A 12,953-nucleotide genomic window follows, 5' to 3' on the forward strand; every position below is an offset into this window, starting at 1 on the left:
GGGACTCCGAAAAACACTATCCAGATACAACAAGGGCGCCGCGACCGTGAAGTCGGGCGCCCCGAAGGTCACCGACTCGCCCGATGGCGAGACAGTTGCTCGATCAGAGCGCGTTCACCAGCTCCGGCACGGCGGCGAACAGATCGGCCTCCAGGCTGTAGTCGGCCACCGAGAAGATCGGCGCTTCCGGATCCTTGTTGATCGCGACGATCACCTTGGAGTCCTTCATGCCGGCCAGGTGCTGGATCGCGCCCGAGATGCCGGCGGCGATGTAGAGCTGCGGCGCGACGATCTTGCCGGTCTGGCCGACCTGCCAGTCGTTGGGCGCGTAGCCCGCATCGACAGCGGCACGGCTGGCGCCCAGCGCGGCGCCGAGCTTGTCGGCCAGCGGGGTCAGCACTTCGTTGAACTTGTCGCTCGAGCCCAGCGCGCGACCACCAGAGACGATGATCTTGGCGGCGGTCAGCTCGGGGCGGTCGCTCTTCGTGACCTCGCGGCCGACGAAGCTGCTCTTGCCGCTGTCCGCAGCCGCAGCGACCGACTCGGTGGCGGCCGAGCCGCCGGTGGCAGCCGCGGCGTCGAAGCCGGTGGTACGCACGGTGATCACCTTGACGGCATCGCCGCTCTGCACGGTGGCGATCGCGTTGCCGGCGTAGATCGGACGCTCGAAGGTGTCGGCGCTGATCACCTTGGTGACGTCGCTCAGCTGGCCGACGTCCAGCAGCGCGGCGACGCGCGGCGCGACGTTCTTGCCCGAGGCGGTGGCGGGAAAGAGGATGTGGCTGTAGCCACCTGCAATGGCGACGACCTGGGCCGCCAGGTTCTCGGCCAGGCCATCGGCCAGGCCGGCGGCGTCGGCGTGGAGCACCTTGGCCACACCGGCGATCTGCGCAGCGGCAGCGACAGCGGCAGCGGCGTTGTGGCCGGCAACCAGCACATGCACGTCGCCGCCGCAGGCAGCGGCAGCGGTGACCGTGTTCAGCGTGGCGCCCTTGATGGACGCGTTGTCGTGTTCGGCAATGACGAGAGCGGTCATGTCTTCAATCTCCAAATCTTGTGCGTCAGGGCCTTAGATGACCTTGGCTTCGGTCTTCAGCTTGGCAACCAGGGTCGCCACATCCGGCACTTTGATGCCAGCGCTGCGCTTGGGCGGCTCGGCGACCTTCAGCGTCTTGATGCGCGGTGCCACGTCCACACCCAAGTCGGCAGGCTTGACCACGTCGAGCTGCTTCTTCTTGGCCTTCATGATGTTGGGCAGGGTCACATAACGCGGCTCGTTCAGGCGCAGGTCGGTCGTCACCACGGCCGGCAGGCTCAGGGAGACAGTCTCCAGGCCGCCGTCCACTTCACGCGTGACAGCGACCTTGCCTTCGGCCACTTCGACCTTGGAGGCGAAGGTGCCCTGCGGCATGCCGGTCAGCGCGGCCAGCATCTGGCCGGTCTGGTTGCAGTCGTCGTCGATGGCCTGCTTGCCCAGGATGACGAGTTGGGGCTGTTCCTTGTCGACCAGAGCCTTGAGCAGCTTGGCCACGGCCAGCGGCTGCAGCTCTGCATCGGTCTCGACCAGGATGCCGCGGTCGGCGCCGATGGCCATCGCAGTGCGCAGCGTTTCCTGGCACTGCGTGACGCCGCAGGAGACAGCGATCACCTCGGTGACCACGCCCTTTTCCTTCAGGCGCACCGCCTCTTCGACGGCGATCTCGTCGAAGGGGTTCATCGACATCTTCACGTTGGCCAGATCGACGCCAGTGCCATCGCTCTTCACGCGCACCTTGACGTTGTAGTCGACCACGCGTTTGACGGGAACCAAAACCTTCATCGAAGCACTCCAGGCTGAGTTGACGTTAACGTTAACCGGGGATTCTACGGGGCGAACTCGCACGAACAGAGTCACCCACGCGCCAAAACTCTAAAAAAATAGCACGACCGTTCTATTTTGCCGACAAGCTCGGCCGCCGTCAGCGGCAGCACTAGACTGCCGAGCCTAATGAACAGCGCCAGTTCCACACCGAGCCAGCCCCTTGACCCCTGCATCGGCGTCTTCGATTCGGGCGTCGGTGGGCTGACGGTGCTGCAAGCATTGCGCCGCATACTGCCCCAGGCCTCACTGCACTACGTGGCCGACACGGCGTTCGCGCCCTACGGTGAGCGGACCAGCGACTTCATCAAGGGGCGCAGTCTCGCGATCGCGGACTACCTGTGGCGCAGCGGTGCGCAACTGCTCGTCGTGGCCTGCAATACCGCGACGGCCCACGCTGTCGGGAACTTGCGCGAGCGCTGGCCAGAGCGTGCCATCGTCGGCATCGAGCCCGGCATCAAGCCGGCAGTCGCTGCCAGCCGCAACAAGCGGATCGGCGTGCTGGCCACACCTGCCACGTTGGCCAGTCGGCGTTATCAAGCCTTGCTTGCCGACCATGCTACAGATGTGACCGTGGTGAGCCAGCCCTGCCCCGGCCTCGCGGACCTGATCGAGACGGGCCAGCTCGACAGCCTGGAACTTCGAGCGCTGGTCGAGCGCTGCTGCGCGCCACTGCGCGAGGCCGCGGTCGATACCGTGCTGATGGGCTGCACGCACTACCCACTGGTGCAGGAGTTGCTGCAGCGAACGCTCGGCGAGCAGGTGCGCCTGCTCAACGTCGAGGATGCGGTCGCGCGACAAGCGCAGCGACTGTGGAACCCGGGCGGCGATTGCGACGAGCCGTTCGTGCGATTGCAGGCGACCGGCAGCCTGGACGCGCTGCGCGGCCTCGCAGCCAAGGCGCTGCCTGGCGCGCGCATCAGCGTCGAGCAGGTGAGCATCTAGCGCGCGCGCAAGGCGATCTCGCTCAAACCTGCTTGGTACCCGGGACGGGACTCGAACCCGTACGCCGTTTTAGGGCCGCGGATTTTAAGTCCGCTGTGTCTACCGGTTTCACCACCCGGGCAGCGCTGAGGCGAGCGCATTATCAGCGCGTCAATGCGCAGCAAAAAACGAAAAGGGGAAGTCTCGCGACTTCCCCTTTCAACTGGAGCGGGTAACGAGGCTCGAACTCGTGACCTCAACCTTGGCAAGGTTGCGCTCTACCAACTGAGCTACACCCGCATTTCGCCTGAGATCTGCTGACCTCAAGCCCGGCGCGAGCCGGTTGAACCATTGCTGATTCGTGGAGCGGGTAACGAGGCTCGAACTCGTGACCTCAACCTTGGCAAGGTTGCGCTCTACCAACTGAGCTACACCCGCATGTCTTTGGAGGCGCGGGCCGGAGTCGAACCGACCTACACGGATTTGCAATCCGGTGCATAACCGCTTTGCTACCGCGCCCCAGAATCTTTTGGTGAGATTCCGACAGCGCTGCTGTCAGAAACAGCAGCTTCGATAAAAAAGGGAAGCCGGGGCTTCCCTTCGAAAACTGGAGCGGGTAACGAGGCTCGAACTCGTGACCTCGACCTTGGCAAGGTCGCGCTCTACCAACTGAGCTACACCCGCTTCGACTCAATACAGCGCGCATCGAAGGATGTCTTCCGACCCCTGCGCTGCGTCAACTGCGCTGAAGCTCTCATTCTAAATCGATCCGGACCCATCGCGCAAGCTCTGCGCTGCGAGTCCGACTCAACCCGTCTCAATGTTTGATCGACTCCACCGGCGCATCGGCCTTGGCCGCATCCGTAGCAGCGACATCCTTTGCCAAGGTCTCTTCCTCGGGCAGCGGCTGAGGCGCCGAAGCCAACGCCACTTCCAGCACCTTGTCGATCCACTTGACCGGCACGATCTCGAGCTGATTCTTGACGTTCTCAGGAATGTCCTGGAGATCCTTGACGTTCTCCTCCGGGATCATCACCGTCTTGATGCCACCGCGATGTGCCGCGAGCAGCTTCTCTTTCAGACCGCCAATCGCAGTGACCTCGCCACGCAGCGTGATTTCACCGGTCATGGCCACATCGGCACGCACCGGGATGCCGGTGAGCGCCGAGACAAAAGCCGTCGTCATCGCGATGCCCGCGCTCGGGCCATCCTTGGGCGTGGCGCCGTCAGGCACGTGAATGTGAATGTCACGCTTCTCGAACAACTCGTCCTTGATACCCAGCCGTCGAGCACGCGCGCGCACCACGGTACGCGCTGCCTCGACCGACTCCTTCATCACGTCGCCGAGCTGGCCGGTACGGATGATGTTGCCCTTGCCCGGCATGGCAGTCGCCTCGATCGTGAGCAGATCGCCGCCGACCTCGGTCCAGGCCAGACCCACCACCTGACCCACCTGGTCCTGTTTCTCAGCACGACCGAAGTCGTACTTGCGCACACCGAGGAAGTCGTTGAGGTTTTCCTCGGTGACGACGACCTTGCCTTCGTAGCTCTTAAGCTGGATGCCCTTGACCACCTTGCGGCAGATCTTGGAGATCTCGCGCTCGAGCGAACGGACGCCGGCTTCGCGGGTGTAGTAGCGGATCACGCCACGGATCGCGGATTCGGTGACGTCGAGTTCCTCGTCCTTCACACCATTGTTCTTGCGCTGCTTGGGCAGCAGGTAGCGCTGGGCGATGTTGACCTTCTCGTCTTCGGTGTAGCCCGAGAGGCGTATCACCTCCATGCGGTCCAACAGGGCCGGCGGGATGTTCAGCGAATTCGAGGTGGCCACGAACATCACATCGGACAGGTCGAAGTCGACCTCGATGTAGTGATCGCCGAAGGTGTGGTTCTGCTCGGGATCGAGCACCTCCAGCAGCGCCGAGCTCGGGTCGCCGCGGAAGTCCATACCCAGCTTGTCGATCTCGTCGAGCAGGAACAGCGGATTGCGCACACCGACCTTGGACAGGCTCTGCAGCACCTTGCCCGGCATCGAGCCGATATAGGTGCGGCGGTGACCGCGGATCTCGGCCTCGTCACGCACGCCGCCCAGGGCCATGCGCACGAACTTGCGCCCGGTAGCGCGCGCCACCGACTGGCCCAGCGAGGTCTTGCCCACGCCAGGCGGGCCGACCAGGCACAGGATAGGCGCCTTGACCTTGTCGACACGCTGCTGCACCGCGAGGTATTCGAGGATGCGGTCCTTGACCTTCTCCAGGCCGTAGTGGTCCTCGTTGAGCACCTCCTCGGCATGCGCAAGGTCGTGCTTGATCTTGGTCTTCTTGCTCCACGGCAGATTGACCAGGGTCTCGATGTAGTTGCGCACGACGGTCGCTTCGGCCGACATCGGCGACATCAGCTTGAGCTTCTTCAGCTCGCCCTCGGCCTTCTTGCGCGCCTCCTTGGGCATGCGCGCGGCCTTGATCTTCTTGTCCAGCTCTTCCAGGTCGGCGCCTTCCTCGCCGTCGCCCAGTTCCTTCTGGATGGCCTTGACCTGCTCGTTCAGGTAGTACTCGCGCTGGCTCTTCTCCATCTGGCGCTTGACGCGGCCGCGGATGCGCTTTTCCACCTGCAGGATGTCGACCTCGTGCTCAAGCAGGTCCAGCAGCTTTTCCAGACGCTGGGAAACGTCCGACAGATCGAGCACCGACTGCTTGGCATCGAGCTTCAGCGGCAGGTGGGCGGCGATGGTGTCAGCCAGCCGCCCTGCATCGTCGATGCCGGCAATCGAGGTCAGGATCTCCGGCGGGATCTTCTTGTTCAGCTTGACGTACTGGTCGAACTGCTGGGTCACGGCGCGACGCAGCGCCTCGACCTCGGGCTTGGTATCGGCCTCGGGCGGAATGGGGACCACCTCGGCAACGAAGTGCTCCTCGCCGTCTGTGATGCTCGACGTCGTCGCGCGCTGCAGGCCCTCGACCAGCACCTTCACGGTGCCGTCGGGCAGCTTGAGCATTTGCAGGATGCTGGAAACGCAGCCGACCTCGAACATGTCGTCGGCCTTGGGCTCATCCTTGCCGGCGGCCTTCTGGGCAACCAACATGATCTGGCGACCCGCCTCCATCGCGGCCTCAAGTGCCTTGATGGACTTGGGCCTGCCGACAAACAGCGGAATCACCATGTGCGGGAACACCACCACATCGCGCAGCGGCAGCAGCGGCAAGGTGATGGGTTCGGCGGGCAGGATGGGATGACCGGACATAGAAACCTCTCTTTCTCAGACCCATCTGCGGCCTGAGAGGCTAAATGCAATACGCCTTGCGGCTGGATACGCCCGAGTCTTGCTCAGGCGCTGGCCTTGGCCTGTTCCCGATAGACCAGGAGGGGTTTGCTGTCCTCCTCGATGTTGTGCTCGTCCAGCACGACCTTGGCCACGCCGTCCATATTCGGCAACTCGAACATGGTGTCGATCAGCGAGTGCTCCATGATCGAGCGCAGACCGCGCGCGCCGGTCTTGCGCGCCAGCGCCTTCCGGGCAATCGCCGCCAGGGCCGACGGCCGGATCTCAAGCTCGACGCCGTCCATCGCAAAGAGCTGTTGGTACTGCTTGACCAGCGCATTCTTGGGCTCGGTGAGGATTTGCACCAATGCATCCTCGGTCAGTTCACCCAGCGTGGCCACCACCGGCAGACGACCGACCAGCTCGGGGATCAGACCGAACTTGATCAGGTCCTCGGGTTCGACTTCGCGGAACACCTCGGAAACGCGACGCTCGCTCTTGCTCTTAACCGAAGCACCAAAGCCGATGCCGGACTTTTCCGAACGGTTCTGGATCACCTTCTCCAGGCCGTCGAAAGCGCCGCCGCAGATGAACAGGATGTTGGTCGTGTCGATCTGCAGGAAATCCTGGTTCGGGTGCTTGCGGCCACCCTGCGGCGGCACGCTGGCCATCGTGCCTTCAACCAGCTTCAGCAGGGCCTGCTGCACGCCCTCGCCCGAGACATCGCGGGTGATCGAGGGGTTGTCGGCCTTGCGCGAGATCTTGTCGATCTCGTCGATGTAGACGATGCCGCGCTGCGCGCGCTCGACGTCGTAATTGCAGTTCTGCAGCAGCTTCTGGATGATGTTCTCGACGTCCTCGCCCACATAGCCGGCCTCGGTCAGCGTGGTCGCGTCGGCGATGACGAAGGGCACGTTGAGCAAGCGGGCCAAGGTCTGGGCCAGCAAGGTCTTGCCGGAGCCGGTCGGGCCGATCAGCAGAATGTTGCTCTTGGAGAGCTCCACCCCGTCCTTGGTCTCGCCCATATGGCGCAGCCGCTTGTAGTGGTTGTAGACCGCCACGGACAGCGTGCGCTTGGCCACGTCCTGACCGATCACGTACTGGTCGAGGCTGGCCTTGATCTCGGTAGGCACCGGCAGATCGGACTTGCTGGCGCGCGCAGGTGCACCGCCTTCGGTCGGCACCTCATCGCGAATGATGTCGTTGCACAGCTCGATGCACTCATCGCAAATGAACACCGACGGTCCGGCGATGAGCTTCTTCACCTCATGCTGGCTCTTGCCGCAAAAGGAGCAGTACAGGACTTTTTCGCTGGAGTTGCCTTTTTTCTCGGCCATGGATCTGCTTGACGGTTCTGGCGGTACTGCCTATTGGGATGATAGTTCAAACGCCGGATGGGGCCTTGTTCCGATAAAGGCCCCGATCCGGCGCTAGTTGGAGGAAGAAATGGCCAGGCCATTCACAGCCGGCCGCACCCGAGCTCAGGGGCGCTTCTCGATCACTTCGTCGATCAGTCCGTAGGTCTTGGCCTCGGCTGCGGACATGAAATAGTCGCGCTCGGTGTCGTTCTGGATCTTCTCCAGGCTCTGGCCGGTACGCTCAGACAGAATGCGGTTGAGCTGCTCACGGGTCTTGAGGATCTCGCGGGCATGGATCTCGATGTCCGTCGCCTGCCCCTGCGCGCCACCCAGCGGCTGGTGGATCATGATCTTCGAGTTCGGCAGCGCCAGGCGCTTGCCTTTGGCGCCGGCGGCAAGCAAGAAAGCACCCATGCTGGCCGCCATGCCCATGCACAGGGTCGACACCTGTGGCTTGATGAACTGCATGGTGTCGTAGATCGACATGCCAGCTGAGACGCTTCCTCCGGGCGAGTTGATGTAGAGAAAGATGTCCTTGTCCGGGTTCTCGCTCTCCAGGAACAGCAACTGAGCGACGACCAGGTTGGCCGTGGCGTCGTTGACCGGGCCGACCAGGAAGACGATGCGCTCGCGCAGCAGGCGGCTGTATATGTCGTAGGCGCGCTCGCCGCGGCCCGACTGTTCGATGACGATGGGCACCATGCCCAGATTGCTAGTTTCCAGCGCGCTCATGGAATCCTCGTTGCACTTGAGAGTCTTGATTATGTAGCCAGCCCACGCCCCCTACCGGAAACGACAAGGGCGCCGGCCTCGCGGCACGGCGCCCTCCGCGGGGCCGAAACTGGGCGCTCGGTCAGCCGGCTGCTGCCATCAGCTCATCAAAGGGCAGCGCCTTGTCGACGATCTTGGCCTTGCCAAGCACGAAGTCGGTGACATTGTTCTCGATCACCACGGCCTCGACCTCGGCCAACCGCTCGCGGTCGCTCAGGTACCACCGCACCACCTCGGCCGGCTTCTCGTAGCTCTGCGCCAGCTCCTCGATGTGAGCTTGCAGTTGCTCAGGCTTGGCCTGCAGATTGTTGGCGCGCACCAGTTCGCCGACGACCAGACCCAGGCGGACGCGCTTCTCAGCCTGCGGCTGGAAGATCTCGGCCGGGATCGGCGCCTTGTCGGCGTCCTTGACGCCGCGCTTCTTCAGGTCTTCGCGCGCGGCAGCGACCATACGCTCGGTCTCGCCATTGATCAGCGCCTTCGGCACGTCCAGCTCAGCCACGGCAACCAGTGCGTCCATCACGGCCGCCTTGTTGCGGGCCAGCACGCGGAACTTCACCTCGCGCTCGAGGTTCTTCTTGATGTCGGCGCGCAAGCCATCGACGCCGCCTTCCTTGACGCCCAGCGACTTGGCAAAGGCCTCGTTCACTTCAGGCAGATGCTGCGCCTCGATCTTCTTCACGGTGACAAGGAAGTCGGCTTCCTTCCCGGCCACGTCTTTGCCGTGATAGTCCTCGGGGAAGGCCAGCGGGAAGGTCTTGGACTCGCCGGCCTTCATGCCGCGCACGGCCTTCTCGAAGGCCTCGAGCATCTGCCCTTCACCCAGGATGAACTGAAAACCTTCGGCCTTGCCGCCAGCGAAGGGCTCGCCATCGATCTTGCCTTCGAAGTCGATGGTCACGCGGTCGCCGTCGGCGGCAGCATCGGCGGCAGCGCGCTGGGCAAAGCTGCGGCGCTGCTTGCGCAGAATCTCGACGGTCTTGTCGATCGCCTCATCGGTGACGTCGCTGGAGACGCGCTCGACTTCCTTGGCGGTCAGATCGCCGATCTTGACTTCCGGGTAGACCTCGAAAGTGGCATCGAAGGCCATTTGGCCCTCAGGAGCCCCATCCTTCTGCGCGATGTTGGGCACGCCGGCGACACGCAGCTTGGCCTCGTTGGCGGCTGCGGCGAACGCTTCGCCCAGCTTATCGTTCATGACCTCGTACTGGACCGAGTAACCGTAACGCTGGGCCACGACGCTCATCGGCACCTTACCAGGACGGAAGCCGTCCGCCTTGACAGTGCGGGCCAGCTTCTTCAGGCGATTCTGGACTTCGCTGTTGATGTCATCGGCCGCCAGCGTGAGCGTGATGCGGCGTTCGAGCTTTTCGAGGGTTTCGACGTTGACAGCCATAGTTGACTCAAATAACAAAGTGATGGTGCGCGGAGCCGGACTCGAACCGGCACGCCCGTGAAGGCGTCAGGACCTAAACCTGGTGCGTCTACCAATTTCGCCACCCGCGCGAGAGGGTTCAGTGCTGACTTGGTGCGATGGCACCACCTCAACCCTGAGGTGTTTCGGCAAACCGGTAATTGTAGCGATACGGCGAAGCGATTTTCCTGCCCCCTGGGAAGGGGGCAGGCGCTCAGCCCTCAGAAGCGCGAATGCGGGCCAGGTTTTTGCACGCGGAACCAGGCTGCGTACATTGCCGGAAGTGCAAGCAGGGTCAACGCCGTCGCGACCACCAAGCCGCCCATGATGGCCACCGCCATCGGACCCCAGAACACCGAGCGCGATAGCGGAATCATCGCCAGCACCGCTGCCGCCGCAGTCAGAACAATGGGCCGGAAACGCCGCACTGCCGACTCGACAATGGCCGTCCAGGCTGGCACCCCGCGCTCGCGGTCCTGCTCAATCTGGTCGATCAGGATCACTGAATTGCGCATGATCATGCCCATCAGCGCGATCACACCCAGCAACGCGACGAAGCCAAAGGGCCTGTTCAGCAGCAACAACGCAGCCGCCACGCCAGCAATGCCCAACGGACCCGTCAGGAAGACCAGCATCGCGCGCGAGAAACTGTGCAGTTGCAGCATCAGCAACGTGAAGGTGATGAACAGCATGATGGGCACGCCAGCCGCGATCGACCCCTGCCCCTTGCTGCTCTCCTCCACCGCACCGGCCACCTCGATGCGGTAACCGGCTGGCATGCGTGACTGGATCTGCTGGATCTGCGGCAGCAACTGGGTGGTGACGGTTGCCCCCTGAACACCGTCGACGGTGTCACCTTGCACAGTCACCGCATAGCTGCGCCCCTCGCGCCACAGCACGCCAGGCTCCCATTCGAAGCCGATCTTGGCGACCTGCGTCAGCGGAATGCTCCGACCGGACGCAGTCGGCAAGTAGGCACTACCCAGATCAGTGATGGCCTCGCGCTCCTCCTTGGGCTGGCGCAGCACGATGTCGATGAGCCGGTCACCCTCGCGATACTGTCCGATGGTCATGCCGGACAGCGTGGTTCGAGCAGCCTGGGCAATGCTCTGGCTGCTGACGCCAAGCGCGCGGGCCTTGTCCTGATCGATCTCGAGCTTGAGCGCCTTGATCGACTCGTTCCAGTTGTCATTCACGCCGTGAAGGCTAGGGTGCGCGCGCAGCAACTCCTTCACCTCATCGCCCCAGCGGCGCAGCTCGCGCGGATCCTCGCCGACGACGCGGAACTGCACCGGATACGGCACCGGCGGCCCGTTGGGCAATAGCTTGACGCGGCCACGCGCCTCTGGGAATTCCTGCGCCAGCAATGCCGGCAGGCTCTTGCGTAGGCGCTCCCGCTCAGTCAGATCCTTGGGCAGCACGATGGCCTGGGCCACGTTGGCCTGCGGAAAGATCTGGTCCAGCGGCAAATAGAAGCGCGGCACGCCGCTACCTGACCAGGTCGTCACGCTCAGCACACCGGGGTCATTGACGATGCTCGCCTCAAAACGCTCGGCCAGTGCTTTGCTCTGTTGAATGGTGGACCCCTCCGGCAGCCAGAGGTCGACCAGCAGTTCCGGGCGGTTCGAGTCCGGGAAGAACTGCTGCTGCACTCGGCTCATGCCTACCAGACCGAGCAAAAAGACCAGAACGGTCAGGCCGATGGTCTTCCAACGGTTCTCCACGCACCAACCGACTACGACGCGAAAGCGCACATAGAAGGGCGTATCGAAGAGTTCATGCGATTCACCGCCATGACCGGCCCGCGTACGCAGCAGCAGCGCGCCAAGATAGGGGACGAAGTAGACCGACACCACCCAGGAAATCAGCAGCGCCGCTGCCGTGACCGCGAAGATCGCGAAGGTGTACTCGCCGACCGAGGACTTGGCCAGACCGATGGGCAGGAAACCCACCGCGGTGATCAGCGTGCCTGTGAGCATGGGCATGGCCGTCACGTCGTAGGCATAGGTGGCCGCATGCATCTTGTCGTAGCCCTCTTCGAGCTTGCGCACCATCATCTCGACAGCAATGATGGCGTCATCAACCAGCAGGCCCAGCGCGATGATTAAGGAGCCCAGCGAGACCTTGTGCAGGCCTATGCCCCAATAGAACATGGTCACGAAGGTGATCGCCAGCACCAGCGGGATGGTGATCGCCACCACCAATCCGGGCCAGATGTCGATGCGCAGCGGCTTGGTGTGCAACCCCAGCGAGATGAAGCTGACAGCCAGCACGATCACCACGGCCTCGATCAGCACCTGGACGAACTCGTTCACTGAGCGGGCCACGGCCTGGGGCTGATCCTGGATCTGTGCCAGCTCGAGCCCCGCGGGCATGCCCTGCTGAATCCGCGCGGTCGTAGCCTTCAGCGCCTTGCCAAGCGCGATGATGTCACCCCCCTTGGCCATCGAAACGCCCAGTGCGACGACATCCTTGCCCTGATGGCGCACCATCGTCGTGGGTGGGTCTGCGTAGGCACGCGTGACCTGCGCGATGTCGCGAAGGCGCAGACTGCTGGCCTGCCCCGTGGCCGGATTGATCGCGCGGATCGGGAAGTCCTCAAGGGACTGCACCGAGTTGAGCTGCCCCTGCACCCGCACCTGCAGATTGGCCGCGTCGGCGTTGAGCACGCCAGCGCCCTCGACGGCGTTCTGAGCGCCCAGCTGGGCAATGACCTGGTTGAAGTCAAGTCCCAGCTCAGCCAAGCGCTTCTGAGAGATTTCGATGAAGAGCTTCTCTGCCTGCACACCGAACAGCTCGACCTTGGCGACCGACGGCACTTTGAGCAGTTCGCTGCGCACGCGCTCGGCATGCACACGCAGCTCCTCGCGGCTGAAGCCGTCACCCGAGAGGGCAAAGATCGAGCCGTAAACATCGCCGAACTCGTCATTGAACACCGGTCCAAGCACGCCCTGCGGCAGCGTGCTGCGCATGTCGCCGATCTTCTTGCGCACCTGGTACCAGACCTGCGCCACCTCCGCGGGTGGCGCGCTGTCCTTGATCTGGAAGATCGTCAGCGACTCGCCGGGCTTGGTGTAGGAGCGGATCTTGTCCGCATGTGGCACCTCCTGAAGCGTCTTCTCAATCTTGTCGGTCACCTGGTCGGCCACCTGCTGCGCCGTCGCGCCTGGCCAGTAGGCGCTGACCACCATGGCGCGGAAGGTGAAGGGAGGATCTTCATCCTGGCCGAGCTGGAAATAGGCGGCAAAGCCCATCACCATCAGCACCACCATCAGGTAGCGCGTCAACGCCGGGTGCTCCAGCGCCCAGCGCGAGACGTTGAATCGGGAGGCAGCGTGGGCGGCGCTGCTGCGGCTGTCGGCACTCATC

General features: G+C 63.4%; 8 protein-coding genes and 6 tRNA genes. 1 reads left to right on the forward strand and 13 read right to left on the reverse strand.

Annotated elements, in window-relative coordinates:
• Positions 1 to 103: 103 nt before the first annotated feature.
• Both AC2EBS_RS07350 and AC2EBS_RS07355 read right to left on the reverse strand, forming a co-directional pair.
• The gene (locus AC2EBS_RS07350) at positions 104 to 1,036 is read right to left on the reverse strand and encodes an electron transfer flavoprotein subunit alpha/FixB family protein (protein ID WP_484727743.1); all 933 of its coding nucleotides are present in this window, start codon (positions 1,034 to 1,036) and stop codon (positions 104 to 106) included.
• A 33-nt stretch (positions 1,037 to 1,069) separates the two neighbouring features.
• Entirely contained in the window at positions 1,070 to 1,819 is a 750-nt protein-coding gene (locus tag AC2EBS_RS07355; RefSeq protein ID WP_484727744.1) for an electron transfer flavoprotein subunit beta/FixA family protein, read from the reverse strand.
• Between the two features lie 168 nt (positions 1,820 to 1,987).
• Here AC2EBS_RS07355 and murI point away from each other — a divergent pair, with 168 nt between their 5' ends.
• Positions 1,988 to 2,803, forward strand: a complete 816-nt coding sequence (gene murI, locus AC2EBS_RS07360) for a glutamate racemase (RefSeq protein ID WP_484727745.1) — start codon at positions 1,988 to 1,990, stop codon at positions 2,801 to 2,803.
• Positions 2,804 to 2,836: 33 nt separating this feature from the next.
• On the opposite strand, the gene AC2EBS_RS07365 is transcribed toward murI, so the two are convergent.
• The 11 genes from AC2EBS_RS07365 to AC2EBS_RS07415 form a co-directional block, all read right to left on the reverse strand.
• Positions 2,837 to 2,924, reverse strand: a tRNA-Leu gene (locus tag AC2EBS_RS07365).
• Between the two features lie 82 nt (positions 2,925 to 3,006).
• Positions 3,007 to 3,082, reverse strand: a tRNA-Gly gene (locus AC2EBS_RS07370).
• A gap of 62 nt (positions 3,083 to 3,144) precedes the next feature.
• Positions 3,145 to 3,220 (reverse strand) — tRNA-Gly (locus AC2EBS_RS07375).
• Between the two features lie 7 nt (positions 3,221 to 3,227).
• Positions 3,228 to 3,301 (reverse strand) — tRNA-Cys (locus AC2EBS_RS07380).
• 89 nt (positions 3,302 to 3,390) lie between these two features.
• Positions 3,391 to 3,466: transfer RNA gene (locus AC2EBS_RS07385), tRNA-Gly, on the reverse strand.
• 133 nt (positions 3,467 to 3,599) lie between these two features.
• Positions 3,600 to 6,023 carry an endopeptidase La gene (gene lon, locus AC2EBS_RS07390; protein WP_484727746.1) on the reverse strand — a complete coding sequence of 808 codons (2,424 nt, stop codon included), beginning with the start codon at positions 6,021 to 6,023 and terminating at the stop codon, positions 3,600 to 3,602.
• 83 nt (positions 6,024 to 6,106) lie between these two features.
• Entirely contained in the window at positions 6,107 to 7,378 is a 1,272-nt protein-coding gene (gene clpX / locus AC2EBS_RS07395) for an ATP-dependent Clp protease ATP-binding subunit ClpX (protein WP_484727747.1), read from the reverse strand.
• A gap of 144 nt (positions 7,379 to 7,522) precedes the next feature.
• Positions 7,523 to 8,131, reverse strand: a complete 609-nt coding sequence (gene clpP, locus AC2EBS_RS07400; RefSeq protein ID WP_484727748.1) for an ATP-dependent Clp endopeptidase proteolytic subunit ClpP — start codon at positions 8,129 to 8,131, stop codon at positions 7,523 to 7,525.
• 121 nt (positions 8,132 to 8,252) lie between these two features.
• Positions 8,253 to 9,566 (reverse strand): trigger factor, encoded by a 1,314-nt coding sequence (gene tig, locus AC2EBS_RS07405; protein WP_484727749.1) that lies wholly within the window; start codon positions 9,564 to 9,566, stop codon positions 8,253 to 8,255.
• A gap of 23 nt (positions 9,567 to 9,589) precedes the next feature.
• Positions 9,590 to 9,676 (reverse strand) — tRNA-Leu (locus tag AC2EBS_RS07410).
• Between the two features lie 129 nt (positions 9,677 to 9,805).
• The gene (locus AC2EBS_RS07415; RefSeq protein WP_484727750.1) at positions 9,806 to 12,952 is read right to left on the reverse strand and encodes an efflux RND transporter permease subunit; all 3,147 of its coding nucleotides are present in this window, start codon (positions 12,950 to 12,952) and stop codon (positions 9,806 to 9,808) included.
• Between the last annotated feature and the right edge of the window lies 1 nt (position 12,953).

Source organism: Roseateles sp. T103, assembly GCF_057219915.1.